This is a genomic window from Saccharopolyspora gregorii (assembly GCF_024734405.1).
GTDB classification, from domain to species: Bacteria; Actinomycetota; Actinomycetes; order Mycobacteriales; family Pseudonocardiaceae; genus Saccharopolyspora_C; species Saccharopolyspora_C gregorii.
The window spans coordinates 3,481,272-3,505,405 of record NZ_CP059556.1 but is presented as its reverse complement, the minus strand read 5'-3'; the positions used below and the strand labels follow the sequence as shown (position 1 = coordinate 3,505,405).

Here is a 24,134-nt window from a genome sequence, read left to right as displayed (position 1 = left end):
CCGCTCGTCACCGCCCCGGCCGCGCTGGATTTCCCGCTGCGGAGCGGAAAACCGCGGTGCGGGCGGGGATCTGCGGCAGCCGGGCCGGAGGTCGACGTCGTGGTGGTCGGCACCGGATGCGTCGGCCCGCACGCCTTGCCCGAGCTGCGGTCCCGCGGAATCACCGCGCTGGTGCGGGAAGCCGGCTCGGACGTCGGCGGAACCTGGTGCTGGAACCGGTGTCCCGGCGCGCGGTGCGACCTGGTGGCGAGCCGTCCGGCGCGCCGCGAACCGCGCCGGCGCGGCGGGACCGGGTGAGCGACGAGCACGGCACCTCCGGCGTGGAACCGCGGCGCGAGGTCGGGTCAGCCCACCGCGGTCACGGCAGTTCGAAGTGCTGGTAGTCCTTCGGATCGTGCCAGGACCCGCCCCAGGTCCAGCCCGCGTCGGTGAACACCCGCACCGCCGCGTCCCCGTCGTGCAGCATCCCCGGATCGCGGCGGGTGCGGTCCAGGTACGGCCCGGCGGTGGCCGGCTGCAGGTCGCCCTCCGAGCTCAGGTACGGGTTGCGCAGCGGGTTCACGTCCACCGCCCGCCCGTAGGCGTGCTGCGACCACGAGCCGCTGCCGGAGATCCCGCGGCAGTTGAACGCCGAGGTGTTGTTCGCCCGCATCGACGTCTCGTCCTCGGCCCCGGGGTAGTCGCCGGCGGGGCGCATCCGCTCGATGGGGAACCGCAGCGCGTGCAGCCGGGCGAAGGCGTCGACGGTCTGGCGCACCCGGTCCTCGTGCACGACGAGTTCCCCGGTGCGCTCCTGCCCGTCCACGCCGACGTGGCTCACCCGCAGCAGGCGCAACCGGTCCGGGGCGACGGGGCAGCCGGGGTGCCAGCTCGCGCCGAGCCGGGCGGCGTCCACCGGTTCCACGCTGGAGGTGAACCGCGGTGCCGGTTCGCCCGCCGGCGGTTGCGGGTTCCCGCACTGCGCGGTGGTGGCGACCAGCGCGCACGCGAACGCGGCGGTGAGCCGGCGCGACGACGAGCCGCGGGAATTTCTCATGACGCGCCTCCCTTTTCGCATTCCGCTTCGAGTGTGCGGGTGGATGCGCGCGGAATCGAGCGTCGTTTCGAGCGATTTCTCCACGATCGGGGAGCATCCGGGTGTTCTTGTGTTGCGAATGGACAGTGCCCGGTCCACGATCCCGTTGTGGGATCAGTGGTCGCGGATTCCGGAGAACGCAGTCCGACCCCGAAACGGACGCATTTCCGGTGGCGCGACGGTGCTCCGGTGGGGCACTCGCAGACGGCCGAGCCCCGAACCCGGTGCTGTCGCCGCCGACCCACCTGGTGGAGAGCGGGGGTCGCGACCGCGGTGCGGCCTCCGCCTCCGGGGCGTCCCGGGCAATCGTTCCGGCCGGGAAAGCGCGGCCGAACGGGAACCGCGCGTCTCGAATTCGGGTGTTCCGGTTCCGCCCGGCGAGCGGATTTCAGGCCGGGTGCACGCGCAACCCGTCGAACGCCGTCGCCGCCACGGTGTCCGCGAGTTCCGCGGCGCCCACTCCGCCGTGCGGGCGGTACCACTCCGCCAGCGAGTTGACCATTCCGAACAGCAGCCGCCCCGCGGTCGCCGGGTCGACGTCGGCGCGCAGGTCGCCGTCCACGACCGCCTCGCCGACCAGGTCGGTGACCAGCTGGTCGAACTCGCGGCGCCGGTCCAGCGCCGCCCGCTCCACGGGGGTGTTGCCGCGCACCCGCAGCAGCAGGGTCACGAACGGCAGCCGGTCCACCAGCACCAGCACGCTGCCGCGGACCAGGTGCTCCAGCCGCGCCACGGCGCGCGCGTCCTGCTCCCGCGCTTCGTCGGCGACGGCGAACAGGCCGTCCAGCGCGTGGTCGGTGGCGAGCCGGAGCAGCTCCTGCTTGCTCGGCACGTGGTGGTAGATCGCGGACTTGCTGATGCCGAGCTTGCGGGAGAGGTCCTCCATGCTGGTGCCGTCGTAGCCGCGGTCGTTGAACAGCTCCACCGCCACCGCCAGCAGGGATTCCAGGTCGTAGCCGGGTCTGCCGCGCTTGGCCGGGCGCGCGGGTGGTGCCGTCGTCATGGACCTGATTATTCCAGTAGGAATTTTCCAGTCGATCTGCGCGCGGCCCGCACGTCCGAGGCCCGCGCCGCGTCTGCATAGTGGTACCGACGGGCGCGAGACGGGAGCAGGCCATGAGCACGACGCACGCGGTGATCGGCACGCCCCTCGGCGAGCTGACGCTCATCGCCCGCGACGACGCGCTGACCGCGGTGCGCTTCGCGGGCGGCGGGCACCGCGAGGAGGACATCGGCGAGTCCGCCGGGACCGAGCTGTTCGCGGAGGCCGAGCGGCAGTTCGCCGAGTACTTCGACCGGCGGCGCACCCGGTTCGAGCTGCCGCTCGCGCCCCGCGGCGAACCCTTCCAGCTGCGCGTGTGGGAACTGCTCCAGGAGATCCCCTACGGCGAGACCACCAGCTACGGCGCGCTCGCGCGGCGGCTCGGCGACGTCGGCCACTCGCAGGCCGTGGGCGCGGCCAACGGGCGGAACCCGCTGCCGGTGATCGTGCCCTGCCACCGGGTGATCGGCGCCGACGGCAGCCTCACCGGCTACGCGGGCGGCCTCGACCGCAAGCGCTACCTGCTGGCGCTGGAGGAACCCCCGGCGGAGGACGCCGGCCGGTTGTTCTGACCCGGTCAGGACCGGGAGCCGCGGACCTCCAGCGACTCCAGCAGCGCGGCCGTGGCCCGCTCGACCTCCTCGACGGCTCGGTCGAACGCCGCCGCGTTGTGCGCGGCGGGCGCGCGGAACCCGGAGATCTTGCGCACGTACTGCAGGGCGGCCGCGCGCACGTCCTGCTCGGTCACCTGCTCCGCGTACGGCGGGCGGAGGGTCTTGATGCTTCGGCACATGCCCCCATCGTCCTCCGCCCGCCGACATCCGTCCGGGCTCCCGCGGCGCCGCACGGCCGCCGCGAGCAGCGCGCCGAGCGGGGAACGCACCGCCCGCGCCAGCACCTCGTCGAGCACCTCGGTCAGCGGACCGCCTCGCCGGGCACCACGAGCAGGACCCGGCGGCAGGAGCGCGCCGGGCACCCGCGCCCGTGGCGAGAACGGCGGAGACCACCGAATTCTGGCCATCCGCGGGAACCGGTGGTAGCAGTGGAGTTCGACCCGTCCCCGGATCCGTGAACAGGTACCCCATGCACCTCGTCGCCGTGCTCGCCCTCGACCCGGTCGTGCCGTTCGACCTGTCCATCCCGGCGGACACCTTCGGGTGGGTGCGGCTCGCCGACGGATCGCCCGGCTACCAGGTGCGGGTGTGCGCGGTGGACGGCGAGGTGGGCGCGGGGCCGTTCTCGATCCGCGCGCCGTGGGGCCTGGACGGGCTGCGGGACGCCGACACCGTCGTCGTGCCGGGGCAGGCCGGGGCGCCCGCGCCCGTTCCGGAGGAGGCGCTGGCGGCGCTGCGGGACGCGGCGGCGCGCGGAGCCCGGATCGCCTCCATCTGCACCGGCGCGTTCGCGCTCGCCGCGGCCGGGCTGCTGGACGGGCGGCGGGCCACCACGCACTGGCTCGGCACCGCCGAGCTCGCCCGCATGCACCCGTCGGTCGAGGTCGATCCCGACGTGCTGTACGTGGACGAGGGCGACGTGCTCACCTCGGCGGGAGCGGCCGCCGGGATGGATCTGTGCCTGCACATGATCCGGCTCGACCACGGCTCGGCGGTGGCGGCCGATTCGGCGCGGCTCGCGGTGATGCCGCTGGAGCGCGACGGCGGGCAGGCGCAGTTCATCGCGCACGAGCCGCCCGCCCCCGACGGCGCCAGCGTGCAGCCGCTGCTGCACTGGCTGGAGGACAACCTGCACCTGCCGCTGACCCTGGCGGACATCGCCGGGCGCGCGGCGCTCAGCAGCCGCACCCTGAGCAGGCGGTTCCGCGAGCAGACCGGCACCACCCCGCTGCAATGGCTGCACCGGGCGCGGCTGCGGCGGGCGCAACACCTGCTGGAGACCACCGGGCACCCGGTGGAGCGGATCGCCGAGCAGGTCGGGTTCACCTCGCCGACGACGTTCCGGGACCGGTTCAAGCGGCTCGTCGGCACCAGCCCGGCCCGCTACCGGCGCACCTTCCGCAGCGCCGCCTGACCTGCCCCCGACCTGCCCGCCGCCCTGGATCGCCGGCCCGCTGGTGCCGGGCGGTCCGGCCTTCCAGCCGATGTGGGTGTCGGGGGTGTGCTCTAGCGTTCCGGAGGCGATCGACTGGGGAAGGTGCGACGGGATGACGGGAACGGACGAGCGGACGGATCTGCTGGGTCTGCTGGGAGAACAGCGGCACGCGCTGCTGATCACGGTGCGCGGGCTCAGCGACGCCGCCGCGGCGCGGCGGACCACCGCGAGCGACCTCACCTTGGGCGGGCTGCTCAAGCACCTCGCCGCGGTGGAGCGGGAGTGGACGCGGGTGCTGCGCTCGCGGCCCGATCCGGAGCAGCTCGGCGGCGCCGATCCGGACAGCCTGCGGATGGGGCCGGACGATGCGCTGGCCGACCTCATCGACGACTACCGGCAGGCCGCCGAGGACACCGACCGGGCCGTGGCCGAGCTCCCGGACCTGGGCGTGCCGCTCCCGCTGCCCGCGGCGCCGTGGTTCCCACCGGACGCCACGTGGACCGCGCGCCGCGTCGTCGGCCACCTGCTGCGGGAGACCGCGCAGCACGCCGGGCACGCCGACCTGATCCGGGAGGCGATCGACGGCGCCAGCACCACCCGCCAGCTCGCCGCCGACTTCGGCATCGACCGCAGCTAGCCGAGCACGTCCAGCACGAACCGCGCCCGCTCGGCGACCGGCGCCAAGGGCAGTTCCACGAGCTCGTAGCCGTAGTCGGCGTAGGTCTCGGCCAGTACCTCGCCGGTGCGGCGCGCGAGCTCGGGGGACTGCCTGCGCTCCGCGTCGGTGCGGTAGATCGCCGGCCACGGCGGCGCGAGGAACACCGGGCCCGAGTACCGCAGGTCCCAGGCCGCGGCGTGCACGTGCGCGGGCACCGGGAGGCCTTCGACGCGCAGGAAACCGGCGATGTCCGGCAGCCCGCGGTCGTGGAACGTGACGCCGTTCCGCGCGGCCCGGTGCTCGCGCAGTTCCCAGCACAGCATCAGTTCCGCGAACAGCACCGGGTCGACCCACGGCAGCCCGCGGCCGCCGACGGCGAGCTGGTCGCGGATCACGCCGCGCCCGGCCTCCTCGGACCGGGCCCACCCGGCGGCGCCGAGCCTGTCGAGCAGCGTGCTCTTGCCGGAGCCCGGGCCGCCGGTGACGACGACGCGGCGCGGTGCGGACATGCGGGACCTCCTGGGCGGGGTCGTGCGGGTGGGGTCGGCCCGGGGCGGGAGGCGTCCGCGCGGAGCCGGGGGAACGCAGCAGGTGTGCGGCCGCGTGCCGCAAGCGTACTGGCGCGCCCTTGACTTCGAGTGCGCTCGAACTCCTAGCGTCCGGATCGGACCGGGCGGCACCGCAGCCGCGGGCTCCACCGCCCTGCCCGCCGTCGCGGACGCGGCCCGGTCCACCGGAATGCCGCTGCTACCGAGGGGTTCGAGATGGAGAACACGGTGCCGAGCACGACGTTCGACGAGTTCTACGCGGCGGGCGACCCGCCGTGGGTGATCGGGGAACCGCAGCCCGCGGTGGTGGAACTGGAGCGCTCCGGTGGGTTCCGCGGCGCGGTGCTGGACCTCGGCTGCGGGACGGGGGAGCACACCGTCCTGCTGGCCGGCCGCGGCTACGACGTGCTCGGCGCGGATTCGTCGCCGAACGCGCTGGAGCGGGCGCGGGCGAACGGCGCCCGGCGCGGCGTCGAGGCGCGCTTCGAACTCGCGGATGCGTTGCGGCTGCGGGGAGAACGCCGCTTCGACGTGGTGCTCGACAGCGCCCTGTTCCACGTCTTCGGTCCGGCGGACCGCCGTGCCTACGCCCGGTCGCTGCGCGCGGTGACCGAGCCCGGTTCGGTGGTGCACGTGCTGGCGCTGGCGGACGTGGCGGAGAGCATCGGGCCGACGGTGCACCGGGACGACTTCGCCGCCGCGTTCACCGACGGCTGGGACGTCGAGGAGGTGCGGCGGACGACCTACCGCGGCATCGCCTCCGGCGACAACGCCCGCCGCCTGGACGTCACCGATGGGGCGGTGGTCGATTCCGCCGCGCACCTGGCCCGGATCCGCCGCCGGTAGCGGTCCACTGCGGACTCGGCACCGCCCGGGGGTGCAGCGGGACGGCCGGCCAGGTCGGGGCACGTCGCCCTCGCGCCGCCTGCCGGAGGAGGACGGCTTCCGTCGCGGGGAAGGGTGCGGCCGGGTGCGGCGGGCGTTCGGGAACAGTCGCCGGCGGCCCGTCCTGGGCGTTGACAGCGGTGGGACCGATTTCTAATCTCGTCTACATCAGGGTTCACCGTCTACGTATGAAGACGGGATGGTCATGACTTCGGTTCCGCCCACGGACACCTCGCCGCCCGACCCCCGCCGGTTCGCCGCCCACCTCCGCGAACGCATGGACACCGGCGTGCTGTCGTTCCCCCTCACCTCGTTCACCGCAGCCGGCGAGCTCGACCTCGCCGCGTTCCGGACCTACCTCCGGGGACAGGTCGACGCCGACCCCGCCGCGTTCTTCGTCGCCTGCGGCACCGGCGAGTTCTTCTCCCTCACCCAGGACGAGCACGCCGCCGTCGTGCGGACCGCCGTCGAGGTCGCGGACGGGCGGATCCCGGTGCTCGCCGGGCTCGGCTACGGCTGGGCGCAGGCGCGGCAGTTCGCCGAACGCGCCGTGGACGCGGGCGCCGACGCCGGACTGCTGCTCCCGCACTACCTCGTCAAGGCACCGCAGGACGGCGTGGTCGAGCAGGTGCGCCGCGTCGCCGAGCACACCCCGCTGCCGCTGATCGCCTACCAGCGCGACCAGGTCCGCTTCGGCCCCGGCGCCGCCGCCCGGATCGCCGAGTTCCCCACCGTCATCGGCCTCAAGGACGGCCACGGCGACCTCGACGCGCTGCAGCGCCTCACGCTCAGCACCCCCGCGGACTTCCTGTTCTTCAACGGCGCGGCCACCGCCGAGATGCAGGCCCGCGCCTACTCCGCGATCGGCGTCCCCGCCTACTCCTCCGCGGTGCACGCGTTCGCCCCCGAGATCGCGCGGGCCTTCTTCACCGCGCTGCGCGGCGGGGACCGGGAACGGGTCGAAGGGCTGCTGCGCGAGTTCTACTTCCCGCTCGTCGAACTCCGCGATCGCCGGGCCGGTTACGCCGTGGCGCTGGTCAAGGCGGGCGCCCGGCTGCGCGGCCTGCCCGTCGGGCCGGTGCGCGCCCCGCTGGTCGATCCGGGGCCCGCCGACCTCGCCGACCTCGAGAAGCTGATCGAGACGGGCCTGGCGCTCGTCGACCAGGACTGAGCAGGGAGAGCCCATGCCCGAGAGCACCCGCATCGCCGAAGTCCACGTCACCCCCATCCTGATCAGCGACCCGCCGCTGCTGAACGTCCAGGGCGTGCACCAGCCGTACACGCCGCGCACCATCGTCGAGGTCGTCACCGAGAACGGGATGAGCGGCATCGGGGAGACCTACGGCGACACCGACTACCTCACGATCGCCCAGGCCTTCGGTCCGGAGCTCGTCGGTCGTCCGCTGACGGCCCGCAACGACCTGTTCGCCCGGGTCGCCGCCGCGGCCGCCGAAGTGGACATCGCCCGGATCGACAACACCGTCGTCGCCGAAGGGCTCCGCGGCGCCCGCACCGAGGTGAAGCTGGTGCACAGCGTCGTGTCCGCGTTCGAGGTGGCGCTGCTCGACGCCCTCGGCCACGAGACCGGGTTGCCGGTGCACGCGCTGCTCGGCGGCAAGGTCCGCGACCGCGTCGAGTACAGCGGCTACCTGTTCTACCGGTGGGCCGCGCACCCGCTGCCCGGCGAGCCGGAGGACGACTGGGGCGCCGCGCTCGATCCGGCAGGCGTCGTCGCGCAGGCGCAGCGGTTCGCCGACCGGTACGGATTCCGCTCCTTCAAGCTCAAGGGCGGCGCGTTCGCACCGGAGCAGGAGGTCGCCGCGGTCCACGCGCTGCACGAGGCGTTCCCGGACGCCCCGCTGCGGCTCGACCCCAACGGCGCGTGGTCGGTCGAGACCAGCCTGCGGGTCGCCGCCGAGCTCGAAGGCGTCGCCGAGTACCTGGAGGACCCCACCGCGGGCACCGAGCAGATGGCGCGGGTCGCCGCCCGCACCAGCCTCCCGCTGGCCACCAACATGTGCGTCACCGCGCTCGACGAGGTGCCCGCCGCGTTCGCCGCCGACGCCGTGCAGGTCGTGCTCTCCGACCACCACTACTGGGGCGGGCTGCGCGCCACCCAGGACCTCGCCGCGATCTGCCGCACCCACGGCAAGCAGCTGTCCATGCACTCCAACACGCACCTGGGCATCAGCCTCGCCGCGATGACGCACGTGGCCGCCACCATCCCCGACCTCGACCACGCCTGCGACACGCACCGGCCGTGGCAGACCGAGGACGTCATCACCGCGCCGCACACCTTCCGCGACGGCTGCGTCGAGGTCACCGACGCGCCCGGACTGGGCATCGAGCTCGACCGGGACTCGCTGGCCCGGTTGCACCGGCGCTGGCTGGACGGCGACGTGCGCGACCGGGACGACGCGGCCGCGATGCGCAGGGTGTGCCCGGAGTGGCAGGCACCTTCGTTCCCCGTCTGGTGAACCGCTCCTTACCCTCCCGGAGGCGTCGATGACGACGGTACCGACGGAGTCCACTTCGGACGATGCCGCGCTGCGCGGTGCGGTGGGCAAGTTCTTCCGGCGCATGGTCCCGCTGCTGGTGGTCATGCTGATCGTCAACCAGATGGACCGCACGAACATCGGGTTCGTGCGCCACGACCTGGAAGCCGACCTCGGCATCGGCGCCGCGGCCTACGGGCTCGGGGCCGGGCTGTTCTTCGTGGCCTACGCGCTGTTCGAAGTACCGAGCAACGTGCTGATGGAGCGCTTCGGCGCCCGCGTCTGGCTCACCCGCATCATGATCAGCTGGGGCGTGGTGGTGTTCGCGATGGCGTTCATCACCGACACCACCACCTTCTACGCGATGCGGTTCCTGCTGGGCGTCGCGGAGGCCGGGTTCTTCCCCGGCGTCATGTACTACTTCACCCGTTGGCTGCCGGACCGGTACCGGGGCCGCGCCGTCGCGATCTTCCTCGGCGGTTCCGCGGGCGCCTACGTGGTGACCGGGCCGGTCACCGGCGCGCTGCTGGAGCTGGACGGGGTGGCCGGACTCGCCGGCTGGAAGTGGATGTTCCTGGCGCAGGGCGTGATCTCGGTGCTGATCGGCGTCGTGGCGGCCTTCCTGCTCGTCTCCCGGATCGGGGACGCGAAGTGGCTCACCGCCGAGGAGGGGGCCGCGCTGGCCACGGCGGTGGCCGCCGACGACGCGCACCGGGCGGACGCGGGGGAGCGGGTGTCGAAGACCCGGCTGCTGCTGCACCCGCAGGTCCTGCTGCTGTGCTTCATCTTCTTCGCCATCTCGCTGACCGGGTACGCGATCACGTTCTGGCTGCCGAGCCTGGTGTCCGGCATCGCAGGGTTGCCGGACTTCGGCGTCGGAGTGGTGAGCGCGGTGCCGTGGGCGTGCGCGATCGCCGCGATGTACCTGATGGGCCGGTTCACCGACCGCACCGGCGTCCGCCGCCCGTACGTCACGGTGGCGCTGGTCGTCGCCGCGGTCGGCACCTTCCTGGCGACGCTCGGCTCGCCGTGGTTCGGGGTGGGGGCGATGTGCGTGGCCGCGGTCGGGTTCAAGTGCTCCGCGTCGATCTTCTGGCCGATCGCGCAGCAGGGGCTGGACGGCAAGATCGTCGCGCCGGGCATCGCGCTGGTGAACTCGCTGGGCAACCTCGGCGGTTTCGCGGCGCCCACCGCGATCGGCCTCCTGGAGGAGACCACCGGATCCACCACCTACGGGCTCTACGGGCTGTCGGCGGCCTCGTTGCTCGCCGCCGGGCTCGCCACCCTGATCGGCAGGCGCCGGTCCGCCGCCGCCCGCTGACCCGGGCCCCGGGCGCTCTCGCGCCGGACGCCCGGGGCCGCGGAGCCTTCGACGGCCCGCCGACCGCCCGGTGTGTACGGTGTTGCTTTGCGGAAAAGGCACGGTGGCCGGGGGTTTTCCGGTCGCGGGGAGCGCGGGATGAGCGGCATGGCGGACGGGCAGAAGGGCGTGCGGGACGTCAAGTCGGCGGCCCGCACGGTGGAGGTCCTGGAGGTGCTGGGCGGCCTCGACGGTGAACCGGTGAACCTTCGCGAACTGGCCGAACGCACCCAGGTGCCGCGCAGCAGCCTCTACGCCCTGCTGCAGACGCTCGTCGCCCGCGGCTGGGTGCGCACCGACGTCACCGGCTCGCTGTACGGGATCGGGGTGCGGGCGCTGCTGGTCGGCACCTCCTACATCGACGGCGACCTGCGCGTCGCCGAGATCGGGCCGCACCTGGACGAGCTGGTCGCCGACCTCGGCGAGACGGTGCACTTCGCCCGGCTCGACGGCGCCGACGTGGTGTACCTGCTGACCCGCGAGTCCAAGCACCACCTGCGTCCGTTCAGCCGGGTCGGCCGCCGGTTGCCCGCCAGCGCCACCGCGCTGGGCAAGGCGCTGCTGGCCGAACGGGCGGACGCCGACGTGGCGGCGCTGCTGCCGGACCCGCTGCCGAGGTTCACCGGGGCGACCCTGGACCGCGCCGGGCTGCACGCGGACCTGGCCGCCACCCGCGATCGCGGCTACGCCGTGGAGCTGGAGGAGAGCAACGTCGGCGTGCACTGCATCGGCGTCGCTCTGCGCTACGACAACCCGGTGCAGGACGCGATCAGCTGCTCGGTGCCCACCGCGCGGGTCACCCCGGAGTTCGAGCGGCGCGCCGTGCGGCGGATGTTGCGCGCTCGCGACGAGATCGAACGCGCCGCGCTGCGCTGGCCCACCTCCCAGGTCTCCTGGCGCTGATGTCCGAAGTGGACTGACGCGCGCCGCTTCCACCGAAGGACCGCACCGGGTTCGGCCGGGCGGCCCTTGCGCGCCCGCGGGCCCCTCGCCACGCTCGAAGCCGGAGCTCGACCAGGGGACCGGGCTCGTCGAGGGGAGCGTTCGATGGGGCGGGACGGACGGCGGCACGACGCGGAACGGATCGGCACCGACCCGGGCCCGGCCGCGCCCCAGCAGGCCGCACCGGGCGCTTCCTGGACCGCTGTTCCGCCGCACGCCCCCGGCGCACCCGCCGCCAGGGCGCCGCGGACCGACCCCGGATTCTCGCTCGAATCGATCCCCGGAGTGGACGTGAAGCACGCCAACGCGGCCCGCATGTACGACTACGCCCTCAACGGCGACCACAACTTCAAGATCGACCGCGAGGTCGCCGACCAGGTGTTCGCGGTGATGCCCAGCGGCCCCGCCGTCGCCCGCGCCAACCGCGCCTTCCTGCGCCGCGCCGTGGAGTTCTGCGTGGACGAGGGCATCGACCAGTTCCTCGACCTCGGCTCCGGCATCCCCACCCGCGGCAACACCCACGAGATCGCGCAGGCCCGCAACCCCGAGGCCCGCGTGGTGTACGTCGACGACGAACCCGTCGCCGCCGCGCACACCCGCCAGCTGCTGCGCGGCAACGAGAACGCGGCGATGGTGCAGGCCGACGTGCGCGACCCGGGCGACGTGCTGGCTGCGGAGCCCACCCGGCGGTTGCTCGACCTCGACCGGCCGGTGGCCGTGCTCATGGTCGCGGTGCTGCACTACGTCAGTGACGCGGACGGCATCGTCGAGATGCTGCGGACCTACCGGGAGCAGTGCACCCGGGGCAGCTTCCTCGTCATCTCGCACACCACCCAGGACAACCAGCCCGACGCCTCCCGGGAGCTGCGCGAGCTGCTGGCCGCCTCGGGCACCGAGGTCACGCACCGCGACCGCGCGGCGGTGCGCGCCCTGTTCGACGGCTGGCGGCTGGTGGAGCCCGGCGTGGTGTGGACCCCGCAGTGGCACGGGTCGCCGCCCGAGCCCGGCGACCCGGCGCCGGAGGAGTCCGAAACCTGGTGCGGCGTGGCCGAACTCCGCTGATCGCCCGCGACGACCCGCCGCGCGCGTGCGAGGACGGGTGCGGATCAGTCCTCTGTGGAGCATCGCGGAACGCCGATTTCCCATCATGTGGTCATCTTCGGCCGTCCCCGTCCCGCGACATGACATATGTCATTGCCCGCGCTCGTGGTCGCTCGTGGGCGGGTCGGCTATCGTCTGATCCGCATGGCGGCGCCCGCGAGCTCGACCGGCGGGCGCCCTGACCGGCGTCCCCGCCCCTTCCGCGCGCGGCCGGACGCGTCCTGCCGAAGATCGGAGTGGGCACCGATGAGCCGCGCGCACCGCGCCGGGCGGCGGGGAACCGCCCCCGCCCGCCGATCGGAGCCGACGTGACCGGGGTGCTCACCGGGTTCGCCGTGATCGGCGCCATCATCGCCGTCGGTTACCTGGTGGCGCTGCGCGGCTCCCTCGGCGACCACGGCCAGGAGGTGCTGAGCAGGCTCGCCTTCTCCGTCGGCACCCCGGCGCTGCTGTTCACCACGCTCGCCCGCGCCGACCTGTCCGTCATCGTCTCGCTGCCGCTGCTGATCACCGCGCTGAGCACCTTCGCCGCCGCCGGCCTGTTCGTCGCGGCCGGGGTGGTCCGCGGCTGGGACGTCGGGCGCACCACCATCGGCGCGTTGTGCTCCAGCTACGTCAACTCCGGCAACCTCGGCATCCCGATCGCGGTGTACGTGCTCGGCGACGCGTCGCTGGTCGCGCCGGTGCTGCTGCTGCAGCAGCTCGTCGTCACCCCGATCGCGCTGGCCGTGCTCGACCTGTCGCGGCCCGGAGCGCACACCTCCTGGACGGCGCGGCTGACCACGCCGTTCCGCAACCCCGTGGTGCTCGGTTCGCTCAGCGGCGTCGCGGTCGCCGCGACCGGGCTGCACGTGCCGGACGCCGTGTTCGACCCGATCAACCTGCTCGGCGGGATGGCGGTGCCGGGCGTGCTGCTGGCGTTCGGGATCTCGCTGCGCGGCGCCAGCCTGCCCGGCCGGAGCCCGGAGAAGAAGGTGGTGTTCTTCTCCGTGGCCCTCAAGTCCGTGGTGCAGCCGCTGGTCGCCTGGGCGCTGGGCCGGTTCGTCTTCGACCTGCCCGACGCGCAGCTGTTCGCCGTCGTCGTCACCTCGGCGCTGCCCGCCGCGCAGAACCTGTTCACCTACGCGGCCCGCTACGAGACCTCGGTGGTGCTGGCCCGCGAATCCGTGCTGCTGTCCACCATCCTCGCCGCCCCCGCCATCGGGGTCATCGCGGTGCTGCTCGGCTGACTGACTGCCTTTCCACTTCGCTCGTGTAGCACTGGGGTGGCGGAACCTCAGCGGCTTCCTCGCTGCCCGCTTTCCCAGTGGCTCTTCAACGTCTTCCTGTCAGCGGCGAAGCCGATGAGCTGCCGACCAGGCACGCAGACCGACCACCAGCGGGTTCTCAGCGAGGGAACCGCTGAGGTTCCGCCACCCGCCCCCGGAGCAACAGAAGTGGAAAGATCACCGCAGAGTGGTAGTCCGCACGAAGCTCAGGGTCTGCGGCCAGGAGTGCAGGTACGCCTCGGCGTTCACCGGGTTCTCCTGGCGGGCGCGGGCGCTGAACCCGTGCTCGGCGCCGGGGTAGGTGTGCACGATGCTGGCGCCGCGCTCGCGGCCGGTGAGCGCCGCGTTCAGCGCGTCGAAGCTCTCCCGCGGCACCAGGTCGTCGGCGCCGGGGTAGTGCATCATCACCGGCGCCTCGATCCGAGCGGCGTGCTCGGCGGCGTCCAGCGCGTGGTTCGGCGCGGGCGGGATCGGCACCGTCGGGTGGTAGGCGATCACGTTCGCCAGCCGCTTGTCCCGTCCGCCCAGCAGCAGCGCGAACCGGCCGCCGAGGCACCAGCCGATCACCCCGGCCCGCTGCGCGCCGAGCTCGTTGAACAGGTGCGAGAGCAGCCGCTGCTGCTCGGCGAGCGCCGCCTCGTCGTCGAGCTCGCCCATCAGCCGCACCAGCTCGTCGCGCCCGGTGTCGTCGGCGCTCGGCCCGTCCCACGGGTCCCAGGACAGCGCGGTGACCCCGGCGGCGGCCAGGTCGGCGGCGAACTCCCGCACCTGCTCGCCGATGCCGGTGAGCATCGGCAGCAGCAGCATCGCGCCGCCCGCGTCCACCTCCGGCCGCGCCAGGTAGGCGCGGGACCGGCCGACCGCTACGAATTCCCCGGAGATCTCCTCAGCCATGCCCCCACCCTAGGCACTCGTGGGGGAACCGGCGGGCGGTGGCCGCCCGCGATGATCCACGATGGGTGGGCAGCGCAGCCGAACGGGAGGACGACGCGTGGTGGCACCTGGACCGCTCCGGTACGAACCCGACTCCGGGATCGCCCTGCTGACCTTGGACGACCCGCCGATGAACCTGGTGACCCTGGAGCTGACCCGCGCGCTCGACGCCGCGCTGGACGCGGTGGAGCGCGACGGCGCGCGCGTCGTGATCCTCACCGGGGCGGGGGAGCGGGCGTTCTGCGCCGGTTCGGACATCGGCGAGTTCCCCGACCTGATGCGCCCCGGCGCGGTCGTGGAGCGGAAGCTGCGCAAGCAGAACGAGGTGTTCACCCGGCTGGAGCGGCTGCCGGTGCCGACGATCGCCGCGCTCGGCGGCCTCGCCTACGGCGGTGGCCTGGAACTGGCGGCGTGCTGCGACCTGATCATCGCCGAACCGCAGGTGCGGGTGGGGCTGCCGGAGATCAAGCTCGGGCTGTTCCCCGGCAGCGGTGGCACTTACCGGGTGACGCGGCGGATCGGGCGGGGGCGGGCGAAGCAGCTGATGTTCTTCGGCGACCCGGTCGACGCGAGCACCGCGCTGTCCTGGGGGCTGCTCGACGAGGTGGTGGAGCGCGGCGGCGCGCTCGCCGCGGCCCGGGAGCGCGCGGACGTCCTGCGGCGGCGGCCGCGGACCTCGCTGCGGCTGGTGAAATCCCTCATCGACGCCACCGCGGACGAACCGGACGAGGAGGTGCTGCGGCGCTCGCTGGCCGCCAGCGACGAGGCGTTCACCTCCGCCGAGGCGCGCGAAGGGGTCCGGGCGTTCTTCGCCAAGGAGACCCCGGACTTCGACACCGGCCGGTAGCCGCGCCGCCCCGCTCGCGCCGACGGGCCACCGAGCCGCCGAGCCGAGCCGCGCCGGCGGGTCGCCCGTCCCGCGCCGACGGGTTGCCGAGCCGCGCCACGCCGAACGTCCGCCGCGCCTCCAGGTCGCACCGGCTGGCCGCTCCGCCGCTCCGCCGAGCCGCCGGGCTGCCGCGCCGCGATGCGACCACTCCGCGGCTGCGGGACGGTGGTGGCCCAGCGGGGGAGGGCGCGCATGACCGAGACCTACCGGATCGTGACCGGAGTGGACGGCTCCGCGTCGTCGCGCGCCGCGCTGCGCTGGGCGCTGTGGCACGCCGACCTCGCCGGGGGCGCGATCACCGCGCTGATGGCCTGGGACCTCTCACCGATCTACGGCTGGGCGCCGGACGACGCCGGGCACCGCACCGCGCGGACGCTGCAGGACGTGGTGCACGAGGTGGCCGGCGAGTCCCGCGTGCCCGTGGAGCGCGTCGTCGTGCAGGGCGGCCCGGCGAAGGCGCTCATCGACGCGGCCACCGACGCGGACCTGCTGGTCGTCGGCAGCCGCGGCCACGGCGGATTCACCGGAGCGCTGCTCGGCTCGGTCGGGCAGCACTGCGTGCAGCACGCGACGTGCCCCGTGGTGGTGGTCCGCGAACCCGGCGGCCGCGCGGGGTGATCGGCCCGTTCGTCCGCGCAGATCGGTCGTCCCCCGGGCGTCGCCCGCGGTGACGGTGATCGCATTCCCAACCTGTTGGATTGGGTTTACACCGCCGCGGCGCCCTGGCTAGCGTTCGGGCATGCCGCAGCGGCCGATGCTCACCACCCGGGGTCATGTGGACCTGTCGCGGGTGGCCTCGGCGCTCTGTCCGCGCTGACCCGGCTCGTTCCCCCGCACCGGTCCCACCGGTCCTCCCGTCCCGCGCGGACGGACGCCCTCACCTCGTGCCCGGCCGCCCGGCGGCCGCACCCCTCGCTGGAGGTCCCATGCCGACCCGCTCCACGCGGCGTTCCTTCCTGGCCAAGCTGGCCGCCGCCCCGCTCGTCCTGAGCCCGCTCGCCGCGGCCGCCTGCGGCGGGAATCCCGCGGTCCGCGAGGACGGCAGCGTCGACCTCACCAAGGTCACGCTCACCATCGGCGACCAGGCGGGCATCCAGCAGGCCCTGGTCGAGGCAGCCGGCGTGCTCGACGGCAAGCAGTACCAGGTGCACTGGTCCCAGTTCGCCGCCGCCGCACCGCTGCTGGAAGCCCTCCGCAGCGGAGCCGTCGACATCGGACTCGCCGGGGACGCGCCGACGCTCAACGCGCTCGGCTCCGGCGCCGACATCAAGATCGTCTCGGCGACCCGGGCGGTGCGGCAGTACGGACTGGCCATCGTGGTGCCGAAGGGCTCGCCGATCCGCACGGTCGCCGACCTGCGCGGCAAGACCGTCTCGCCCACCACGCCCGGCAGCGTCGGGCACTACCTGCTGCTGAGCGCGCTGCGCGAAGCGGGGCTGTCCGCGGACGACGTGCGGATCAGCTTCCTCGAACCGGTCAACGCCAGCGCCGCGCTCAGCTCCGGCGCCATCGACGCCTGGTCCACCTGGGACCCGTACACCGCCGCCGCCCAGCTCGACCAGGGCGCGACCGTGCTGCGCGACGCGAACGGCCTCGCCCACGGGCTCAGCTTCATCAACGCCTACCAGGAAGCGCTCGACGACCCGGGCCGCCGCGCCGCCCTCCGCGACTTCATCGGCCGCTACAACAAGGCGCTGGAGTGGGCGCGGGCCAACCCGGAGGAGAACGCGCGGATCTACGGCGATCTCAGCCACCGGCCGCCGAACGTCGCCCGGCTCGTCTCGGACCGCTCGCAGCGCACCGGTGGTCCGGTCGACGACCAGGTGACCGCCCAGCTGCAGGAGGTCGCCGACAACTACCTGGAGTTCGGCGTGCTGCGCGAACACCTGACGATCGGCGAGCACGTCGATCGCGGCCTGTACTGAGCGGGCGGTGGCGATGACCCGGCGGCTGCACCTCGCGCTCTACCTCGACGACCACGGGATCCACGCCGGCGGCTGGCGCCACCCGCGGGCGGCGCCGCCCGGCGAGCACGGCCTGGCGCTCTACCGGCGGCTCGCCGAGGCCGCCGAGCGCGCCAAGCTCGATCTTCTGTTCATCGCGGACAAGCTCGCCGTCGACGACATCTACGGCGGCGACTTCGGCGCGGTCCTCGAACACCGGCCGAACACCCACCTCGACCCGATCGTGCTGCTGTCGGCGCTGTCCTCGGTGACCGAGCGGATCGGCCTGGCCGCGACCGCGTCCACCACGTACTCGGAGCCGTTCCACGTGGCCCGGATGTTCGCCAGCATCGACCACCTCAGCGGCGGCCGGGCCGGGTGGAACGCGGTGACCTCGGTCAGCGACGGGGAGGCGCGCAACTTCGGCCGCGCCGAGCACCTCGGCCACCAGGAACGCTACGAGCGGGCCGCCGAGTTCCTCACCGCGGTGCGGGCGCTGTGGGACACCTGGGACGAGGGCGCGGTGCTCGCCGACCAGGCCGCGGGCCGGTTCGCCGACGCGAGCAAGGTCCGCTACGCCGACCACGCGGGGGACTGGTTCCAGGTCCGCGGGCCGCTCCCCGTGCCCCGAGCACCGCAGGGGCGGCCGGTGATCGTGCAGGCCGGGGCGTCGGGGGTGTTCCAGCGGCTCGCCGCCGCGAACGCCGACCTGGTCTTCGCGGTGGCGCCGACGCTGGAACGCGGGGTGGAGTTCTACCGCGGCTTCAAGCGGCAGGTGCGGGAGGCGGGCCGCGGCGAGCACGAGGTGCGGGTGCTGCCCGGGATCATGCCCGTGGTCGGGGAGACCGACGAGCAGGCGCGGGAGGTCGAGCGGGAGCTGCGTGCGCTGGTGCTCCCCATCGCGGGCCTCACCTTCATGGCGGCGAGCATGAACCTCGACCTGTCCCGCTTCCCGGTCGACGGGCCGGTGCCCGACGTCCGGGACGAGATCCGCGGCAGCAAGGGCCGCTTCCAGCACGTGATCGCCGATGCGATCGACCGCGGGATCACGCTGGGGGAGCTGGGTGCCGAGTACGCGGCGACGCTGTCGTTCCCGCTGGTCGCCGGATCTCCCGCCACGATCGCCGACGAGTTCCAGCGCTGGTTCGAGGCGGGTGCCTGCGACGGGTTCGTGCTGATGCCGCCGTACGTGCCGGGCGGGGTCACGGACTTCTTCGAGCAGGTGGTGCCGGAACTGCAGCGCAGAGGATTATTCCGCACGGAGTACGAGGGGCACACCCTGCGCGACCACCTCGGCGTCGAGCGTCCCTGATCGACGCCGAGGTGGTCCGCCGGATCAGAGGGGCTTGCGCCCGACCCCGGCCCAGATCGCCGACTCGCCGGACTGGCTGAAGTCCAGCTTCGGCGAGTGGTTGGGGCTGCTGTCCTCCGGGTGCCAGTCGGTCGTCCACGCCATGCCCGGCTCCAGCATCTCGAAGTCGCCGAACAGCTCGCGGATCTCCTCCTGGCTGCGCCAGATCACCGGGCTGGAGGAGTTGTCGTACATCTGCTTGATGCCGACCAGCTGGTCGTCCAGCTCGGCGGGGACCCCGTCGTCGGTGAGGTGCGACAGCGCCAGGTACGAGCCGGGCGGCAGCAGCTCCCGGTAGCGCTTCATGACCTGCGGCGAGATGTCCTCGCCGTCCGGACCCGGCTGCTGGACGTGCAGCACCGCGATCAGCAGCACCGCGACCGGCTGCTCCAGGTCGAGCACCCCGGTCTCGATGGCCTTCTGCCACAACCGGTCCGGGTTGCGGAAATCCGCGTTGATCGCGGCGTGCCGCTCCCCGTCGCCGTGCTTCTCCAGCAGCACCTGGGAGTGCGCCACCGCGACCGGCTCGTGGTCGACGTAGACGACCTTGGAGCCCGGCTCGACCTCGTCGGCGACCGAGTGCGTGTTGCCCATCGTGGGCACGCCGGAACCGATGTCGATGAACTGGTGCACCCCGCGGGCCACCAGGTGCCGGACCGCTCGGTGCAGGAAGAGCCGATTGCTGATCGCGATCGGGCGTAACAACGGGTATTGGTCGACGACGTGCTGGCCGAATTCCCGGTCGATGGCCCAGTTCGCGTTACCGCCGAGGTACCAGTCGTACACCCGGGCGACGCTCGGCTTGGTCAAATCCGCGTGCTGCGGGGGGAACGGGTCCTCATCAAGATCGCTCATTCGCATGGTCCTTTGTCACAACCGGGTGATCTTGCGACGAATAGTAACCCCTCGACCGCTCGGCGTGAGCGGGGGCCATCGGGTGAAAAGCCGGCCGATGTCCGTGGTCAGCGGCCTGCGGGCACGTGGACGCGCGAAATCGGCCGGGCGGTCCGCGGTTCGGTTCGCACGGCAGCACGAGGTGGGCGGGAGGGCAGTGCCCTCCCGCCGATCCGGTTCGGTCGGAAAAGGGTCAGAAGGTCAGCTTGGAACGGAATTCGGCGGCCAATTCCTGCAGGAAGTCTACCGACTCGTTCAGTTCCAGCGCGGCACCGCGGATGCGGTCCCACGCATCCACGAACAGCTCGAAGTCCCCTTCGTCGTCGAGGTAAACCCCACCGGCGGCGTGTTCGATGAACACGAAGTCCTTGGTGGCGTCGGGAAAGCGCATGATCGTGAAGTCGTTCGGCGTGAAGGCCAGCCGCACGTCGAACGGCAGCACGTGCACGAACACCCGCGAGTAGCGCTCGCCCAGCGCCAGGAGGTGCTCCACCTGATCCAGCGCCACCGACGGGTTCGGCCCGCCGGGCATCCGGCGGAACGCGGCCTCACCGATCACGAACCGGTAGTAGGGCGGCCGGTCCAGGTCGAAGACCTGCTTGCGGTCCTGGCGGTTGCGCACCAGCGAGGTCACGTCCGTGGCGCGATCCTCGCTGAACTGGGTGAGCATGTAGTGCTCGGACTGCAACGGGCCGGGGATCCGCTCGCCGTGCCAGCTGAGGATCTCGCCCGCCGCGGGCTCCAGGTCGGTGAAGGTGCGGAACCAGTGCGGCACCGCGGACCGGTACCCGGACCACTGGCCGCGCTGCCCGGTGCTCGACCGGGCCAGGTCCAGCATCAGCTCCGCCTGGGCGTCGCTGCACTGGAAGGCCTCCAGCATCTGCTTGAGCTCGGCCTGCTTGACCGCCACCGCGCCGGACTCGATCTTGTTGACCTTGCCCTGCCTGCAGCCCAGCAGATCGGCGACCTCCTGCTGGGTCATCCCGACCGCCGTCCGCGCTCGGCGGATCTCGTTGCCGAGCTGTCTGCGCCGCGACGTCACCGTGCTCGGCACTCGGAATCTCCGCTCTTCGTTCGGGGTCTCGACAAGCAGATCATCCTAGCCGAGCGGGCACCCGATGGCGTGCTGCCCGGTGGTGACCGGACCGACCGATGATTTCACCCTTAAGGGGAATAATCGACACCACCGATCGTACCGATGGTGATCATGGCAGGTCGAACGCACCGGTGCGGGTCCTGGTCAGGAACGAGCGCCAGCGCGCCGCGTCGAAGACCAGGACTCCGTCGTCGATGTTCTTGCTGTCGCGGACTCCGACGGGGCCGCCCGCCACGGGGTGGTTGACCTCGACGCAGTTGCCGCCGTTGGGACCGCAGCGGTGCGCGGCCGTCCAGCCGTGTTGGGGGAAATACGAGGTCATCAGGTTCGGGTCCGGTGCTTGCACTGGGCGCTCCCTCCGCACTGTTCAGTTCAGCTCGACAACGAGATTAATCCTTGAGTAGGATTAATCTCAAGCACAGGAGGGATCAATGATGCCCAGCGTTGCCAACAGCTCCGCACACCTCCGGCGCGACTCCGACGCTGCAGCGGAGCAGCGGGTGTGGGTGTTGCGCAGGCACCCGCGCGTGTCGCTGCGGCAGGCGCACGCGATCGTTTCGGTCGACTGGGACGCCGGTGTCGCCCGCACCGCCTGCGGGTTGGGGCTGCGGCGGGATGCCATCGCCGACGTCCCCGCCGGCGGCTGCATGCCCTGCGTCTCCTGCGTCGCCTCGATACCCGTCGGGTCCCGGCAGCTGGAGGACTCCGCCGACTGACGTCGGTGGCGCGGTCCGCCCGCGCTCCCGCCGGCGGGCCCGACCGGGTCGGGCGCTCCGCGCTGAACGTGCCAGGGCCCCGTCGAGATCCCACGCGCGGTGATCTCCGGGGTCGCGACCACGGCCCGGCGGAATGATCTGTCCGGAATGGTCAATCGGATGGCCGGGGTTCTCATGACCCACGTCACCCTCGCGCTCTAGTCTCTTGCCCTGTCCGGCGCCTCCGATCGTCTTCCGTCCGGAGGAGCGCCGCGACGAGGGCCCCGCGGGACCGGCGCGCACCGCGCGCCCGACCGCTGCGGGCCACGTCGAATTGTTCCGGGTTCGAGTCAACGGCGGTCCGATGAGCGAAAACAGCACCAATGCGACGGTGCGGCGCAGGTTGCTGGGGCTGGCGCTGCTGCTGTGCGCCGCGTTGTTCTTCAGCACGACGGTGGCGACGTACCAGGGGGTCTTCCGCCCGAGCGTGGACGTGGTGCTGATCGCCGCGTCCACCGGCAACCAGCTGGGTCCTGATTCCGAGGTGAAGGTCCGCGGCATGACCGTGGGCCGGGTCTCCGAAGTGCGGCCCGTCGACGGCGGTGCGGAGTTGCACTTGGCGTTGGAGCCGGAGAAGGCGCGGTTGTTGCCGTCGAACGTGTCGGCGCGGTTGTTGCCGCGGACGTTGTTCGGGGAGCGGTACGTGTCGTTGGACGTGCCGGAGCGGGCGTCGTCGGTGCGGTTGGCTTCGGGTGATGTGATCTCGCAGGATCGGACGCGGGCGTCGGTGGAGTTGGAGACGGTGCTGGCGGACACGATGCCGGTGCTGGAGGCGATTCATCCGGATGATCTGGCGGTGACGTTGAATTCGTTGAGCCAGGCGTTGGACGGTCGTGGTGAGTCGATCGGGGACACGATCTCGCGGTTGAACGAGTACGTGGCGGGGTTGAACCCGTCGGTGCCGCGGTTGCAGGAGAACCTGCGGCAGTTGGTGGGGGTGGCGGAGACCTACGAGCAGGCGGCGCCGGATGTGCTGGCGGCGTTGGGTGATCTGTCGCAGACGTCGCGGACGTTGGTGGATCAGCAGGAGAATCTGCGCGGGCTGACCTCGCAGCTGACGACGACGTCGAACGACGCGACCGGGTTCCTCGAAGCCAACGGCGACGACCTGATCCGGCTCGGCGAGTCGGCGCGGCCCACCGCGGACGTGCTCGCGAAGTACTCGCCGGAGTACCCGTGCCTGCTGCGCACCCTCGCCGACACGGTCCCGCGGGTGGACGACGTCTTCGGCGTGGGCACCGACGAGCCGGGCGCGCACATCACCCTCGAAGTGGTGGCACCGCGCGGCGAATACGTGGCGGGCCGGGACGAGCCGGTCTACGCCGACAAGCGCGGCCCGCGCTGCTACGACTACCCGGACGGGACGCGGCCGCAGTACCCGCCGGACGGGCCGATCCAGGACGGTTCCGCCCCGCCTGCCGCGGGAGACCCGCCTGCCACCGGTTCGGCGGGTTCGGGGTCGCACGGCCTCGGGCTGATCAACTCGCCGCAGGAGCGGGACGCGGTGGCGCTGGCGCTGGCGCCCTCGATGGGCGTCCGGGCGAGCAGGATGCCGCAGTGGGGTTCGCTGCTGGTGGGCCCGGTCCTGCGCGGGGCGGAAGTCGACTACACCTGACCGTCCGCAGTGGACCCGCTCCGCCGGTGCTCGCCCGGCCCGCGCGAGCACCGTCCGGCGGGACCGACGTCCTCGGCGCCGCCGGCCCGGTGGCGGGAATCCCGCCACCGGGCCGGTTCCCGGATCACCGGTCCGCGCCGCGCCGCCGCGCGTAGCTCATCGGCGTGGTCCCGGTCCAGCGCTTGAAGGCGTGGATGAAGCTGGCCGCCTCCGCGTAGCCGAGGCGGATCGCGATGTCGTCCACCGACAGCGCCCCGTCGCGCAGCATCCCCTCGGCCAGCGCCGCGCGGACCTCGTCGCGCACCGACTGGAAGCTGGTGCCCTCCGCGTTGAGCTTGCGGTGCAGGGTGCGCGCGGTGGTGTGCAGCTTGCGCGCCACGTCCTCCATGCCCAGCCGCACCCCGTCGGGGCCGAGCATCTGGTCCCGCACCTGCTTGGCGAACCCGGTGCGCTCCCGGCGGCCCGCGAGCAGGTCGCGGCACTGCGCCTCGCACATCGCCAGGGTCTGCTCGTTGGCCTGCGGCAGCGGGCGTCCCAGGAACGCCGGGTCGAGCACGATCACGTCGTGCGGCTGGCCGAACTTCGGCACCACGCCGAAGAATTCGCCCAGATCCGCGGTGTTCGGCTGCTCCGGCAGGCTCAACTCGATGCGCTGCACCGGGATCGGGGCGGGCAGCAGCTCCACCATGATGGTGTGGATCGCGGACAGGTCGCGCGCGATGAGGAAGTTCCGCACGTCCGCCGGGATCGCCGCCGCATCCAGCTCGACGTGCAGCTCGTCACCGGCGAAGCGGACCCGCGGGATGCAGAACGCGAAGCTCAGCTCCAGGTACCGCAGCGCCACCGCCATGCCGTCCTGCACGGTGGGGCTGCTGATGAACGCGAAGCCGAGGATGCCGTAGGCGGTGAGGTGGTACTGCAACCCGGCGCGCATGCCGAGGTCCGGCACGTCCGGCAGCGCGCGCACCAGGTTCCGCACGATCCGCAGCTCCTGGTGCGCGTCGACGGACAGGTCCGGATCCTCCAGTTCCGGTTCGGTGAGCCCGGTTCCGGCGAGCACCACGTCCGCGGGCACGGAGTGCTCGCCGGCGAACCTGGTGAGCAGCAGGGCGCTGATCGAGCTCCGGGGGAAGTCCCAGTCCTGCACGACCGGGTCGGGAACGGCCGCCGCGGGGGACGGGCCGGTGTTGTGATCTACGTCGCGACGATGCGGCATGTCCGGAAGTATCAATCAC

26 protein-coding genes are annotated in these 24,134 nt (G+C 72.9%); 17 read left to right on the top strand and 9 right to left on the bottom strand.

Annotation, left to right across the window (positions count from 1 at the left end):
- Positions 1-358: 358 nt before the first annotated feature.
- Both H1226_RS15195 and H1226_RS15190 read right to left on the bottom strand, forming a co-directional pair.
- Positions 359-1,036 (bottom strand): M15 family metallopeptidase, encoded by a 678-nt coding sequence (locus H1226_RS15195; RefSeq protein ID WP_258341298.1) that lies wholly within the window; start codon positions 1,034-1,036, stop codon positions 359-361.
- Positions 1,037-1,463: 427 nt separating this feature from the next.
- Entirely contained in the window at positions 1,464-2,078 is a 615-nt protein-coding gene (locus H1226_RS15190) for a TetR/AcrR family transcriptional regulator (protein ID WP_258341297.1), read from the bottom strand.
- A gap of 113 nt (positions 2,079-2,191) precedes the next feature.
- On the opposite strand from H1226_RS15190, the gene H1226_RS15185 reads away from it, so the two are divergent.
- On the top strand, positions 2,192-2,689 hold the full coding sequence (locus tag H1226_RS15185) for a methylated-DNA--[protein]-cysteine S-methyltransferase (RefSeq protein WP_224955673.1): 498 nt from the start codon (positions 2,192-2,194) through the stop codon (positions 2,687-2,689).
- 5 nt (positions 2,690-2,694) lie between these two features.
- Here H1226_RS15185 and H1226_RS28160 read toward each other — a convergent pair whose 3' ends face one another.
- Positions 2,695-2,910, bottom strand: coding sequence for a DUF2277 domain-containing protein (locus H1226_RS28160; RefSeq protein WP_309148817.1), 216 nt, complete (start codon positions 2,908-2,910; stop codon positions 2,695-2,697).
- Between the two features lie 290 nt (positions 2,911-3,200).
- Here H1226_RS28160 and H1226_RS15175 point away from each other — a divergent pair, with 290 nt between their 5' ends.
- Together H1226_RS15175 and H1226_RS15170 are read left to right on the top strand one after the other, a co-directional pair.
- Positions 3,201-4,145 carry a GlxA family transcriptional regulator gene (locus H1226_RS15175; protein ID WP_258341295.1) on the top strand — a complete coding sequence of 315 codons (945 nt, stop codon included), beginning with the start codon at positions 3,201-3,203 and terminating at the stop codon, positions 4,143-4,145.
- A 133-nt stretch (positions 4,146-4,278) separates the two neighbouring features.
- The gene (locus H1226_RS15170; protein ID WP_258341294.1) at positions 4,279-4,803 is read left to right on the top strand and encodes a DinB family protein; all 525 of its coding nucleotides are present in this window, start codon (positions 4,279-4,281) and stop codon (positions 4,801-4,803) included.
- Here the strand turns inward: H1226_RS15170 and H1226_RS15165 are convergent.
- Positions 4,800-5,333 (bottom strand): AAA family ATPase, encoded by a 534-nt coding sequence (locus tag H1226_RS15165; protein ID WP_258341293.1) that lies wholly within the window; start codon positions 5,331-5,333, stop codon positions 4,800-4,802. The two genes, H1226_RS15170 and H1226_RS15165, sit on opposite strands and share 4 nt — an antisense overlap.
- 255 nt (positions 5,334-5,588) lie before the next feature.
- Here H1226_RS15165 and H1226_RS15160 point away from each other — a divergent pair, with 255 nt between their 5' ends.
- The 7 genes from H1226_RS15160 (at position 5,589) to H1226_RS15130 (ending at position 13,384) form a co-directional block, all read left to right on the top strand.
- Positions 5,589-6,218, top strand: coding sequence for a class I SAM-dependent methyltransferase (locus tag H1226_RS15160; RefSeq protein ID WP_258341292.1), 630 nt, complete (start codon positions 5,589-5,591; stop codon positions 6,216-6,218).
- Positions 6,219-6,462: 244 nt separating this feature from the next.
- Positions 6,463-7,428, top strand: coding sequence for a 5-dehydro-4-deoxyglucarate dehydratase (locus H1226_RS15155; RefSeq protein WP_258341291.1), 966 nt, complete (start codon positions 6,463-6,465; stop codon positions 7,426-7,428).
- A 13-nt stretch (positions 7,429-7,441) separates the two neighbouring features.
- The gene (locus H1226_RS15150) at positions 7,442-8,734 is read left to right on the top strand and encodes a glucarate dehydratase family protein (protein WP_258341290.1); all 1,293 of its coding nucleotides are present in this window, start codon (positions 7,442-7,444) and stop codon (positions 8,732-8,734) included.
- Between the two features lie 28 nt (positions 8,735-8,762).
- Positions 8,763-10,073, top strand: a complete 1,311-nt coding sequence (locus H1226_RS15145; protein WP_258341289.1) for an MFS transporter — start codon at positions 8,763-8,765, stop codon at positions 10,071-10,073.
- Positions 10,074-10,211: 138 nt separating this feature from the next.
- On the top strand, positions 10,212-11,015 hold the full coding sequence (locus H1226_RS15140) for an IclR family transcriptional regulator (protein WP_258341288.1): 804 nt from the start codon (positions 10,212-10,214) through the stop codon (positions 11,013-11,015).
- Between the two features lie 144 nt (positions 11,016-11,159).
- Positions 11,160-12,116, top strand: coding sequence for an SAM-dependent methyltransferase (locus tag H1226_RS15135; RefSeq protein ID WP_258341287.1), 957 nt, complete (start codon positions 11,160-11,162; stop codon positions 12,114-12,116).
- Positions 12,117-12,463: 347 nt separating this feature from the next.
- A complete protein-coding gene (locus tag H1226_RS15130) occupies positions 12,464-13,384 on the top strand; it encodes an AEC family transporter (RefSeq protein ID WP_258341286.1) in 921 nt (306 codons plus the stop codon).
- Positions 13,385-13,600: 216 nt separating this feature from the next.
- Here H1226_RS15130 and H1226_RS15125 read toward each other — a convergent pair whose 3' ends face one another.
- Positions 13,601-14,317: a dienelactone hydrolase family protein gene (locus tag H1226_RS15125; protein WP_258341285.1), complete on the bottom strand. Its 717-nt coding sequence runs from the start codon at positions 14,315-14,317 to the stop codon at positions 13,601-13,603.
- 97 nt (positions 14,318-14,414) lie between these two features.
- Between H1226_RS15125 and H1226_RS15120 the strand changes: the two genes are divergently transcribed.
- The 5 genes from H1226_RS15120 to H1226_RS15105 all read left to right on the top strand — a co-directional run bounded on the left by H1226_RS15120 (position 14,415) and on the right by H1226_RS15105 (position 18,500).
- Positions 14,415-15,203, top strand: a complete 789-nt coding sequence (locus H1226_RS15120; RefSeq protein ID WP_258341284.1) for an enoyl-CoA hydratase/isomerase family protein — start codon at positions 14,415-14,417, stop codon at positions 15,201-15,203.
- 234 nt (positions 15,204-15,437) lie between these two features.
- Positions 15,438-15,863, top strand: coding sequence for a universal stress protein (locus tag H1226_RS15115; RefSeq protein ID WP_258341283.1), 426 nt, complete (start codon positions 15,438-15,440; stop codon positions 15,861-15,863).
- Between the two features lie 121 nt (positions 15,864-15,984).
- Positions 15,985-16,062, top strand: coding sequence for a putative leader peptide (locus H1226_RS28340; RefSeq protein ID WP_358444385.1), 78 nt, complete (start codon positions 15,985-15,987; stop codon positions 16,060-16,062).
- 109 nt (positions 16,063-16,171) lie between these two features.
- The gene (locus H1226_RS15110) at positions 16,172-17,170 is read left to right on the top strand and encodes an ABC transporter substrate-binding protein (protein WP_258341282.1); all 999 of its coding nucleotides are present in this window, start codon (positions 16,172-16,174) and stop codon (positions 17,168-17,170) included.
- 13 nt (positions 17,171-17,183) lie between these two features.
- Complete coding sequence (locus tag H1226_RS15105; protein ID WP_258349422.1) at positions 17,184-18,500, top strand: LLM class flavin-dependent oxidoreductase; 1,317 nt, start codon at positions 17,184-17,186, stop codon at positions 18,498-18,500.
- Positions 18,501-18,524: 24 nt separating this feature from the next.
- On the opposite strand, the gene H1226_RS15100 is transcribed toward H1226_RS15105, so the two are convergent.
- The 3 genes from H1226_RS15100 to H1226_RS15090 all read right to left on the bottom strand — a co-directional run bounded on the left by H1226_RS15100 (position 18,525) and on the right by H1226_RS15090 (position 20,875).
- Positions 18,525-19,394, bottom strand: coding sequence for an SAM-dependent methyltransferase (locus H1226_RS15100; protein WP_224955657.1), 870 nt, complete (start codon positions 19,392-19,394; stop codon positions 18,525-18,527).
- A gap of 232 nt (positions 19,395-19,626) precedes the next feature.
- A complete protein-coding gene (locus tag H1226_RS15095) occupies positions 19,627-20,487 on the bottom strand; it encodes a helix-turn-helix domain-containing protein (RefSeq protein WP_224955656.1) in 861 nt (286 codons plus the stop codon).
- Between the two features lie 151 nt (positions 20,488-20,638).
- Positions 20,639-20,875: a DUF397 domain-containing protein gene (locus tag H1226_RS15090; RefSeq protein ID WP_224955655.1), complete on the bottom strand. Its 237-nt coding sequence runs from the start codon at positions 20,873-20,875 to the stop codon at positions 20,639-20,641.
- Positions 20,876-20,960: 85 nt separating this feature from the next.
- On the opposite strand from H1226_RS15090, the gene H1226_RS15085 reads away from it, so the two are divergent.
- Together H1226_RS15085 and H1226_RS15080 are read left to right on the top strand one after the other, a co-directional pair.
- Complete coding sequence (locus H1226_RS15085) at positions 20,961-21,245, top strand: hypothetical protein (RefSeq protein ID WP_258341281.1); 285 nt, start codon at positions 20,961-20,963, stop codon at positions 21,243-21,245.
- Between the two features lie 343 nt (positions 21,246-21,588).
- Positions 21,589-22,899, top strand: coding sequence for an MCE family protein (locus H1226_RS15080; protein WP_258341280.1), 1,311 nt, complete (start codon positions 21,589-21,591; stop codon positions 22,897-22,899).
- A 124-nt stretch (positions 22,900-23,023) separates the two neighbouring features.
- On the opposite strand, the gene H1226_RS15075 is transcribed toward H1226_RS15080, so the two are convergent.
- Complete coding sequence (locus H1226_RS15075; protein WP_258341279.1) at positions 23,024-24,115, bottom strand: AraC family transcriptional regulator; 1,092 nt, start codon at positions 24,113-24,115, stop codon at positions 23,024-23,026.
- Positions 24,116-24,134 lie beyond the last annotated feature (19 nt).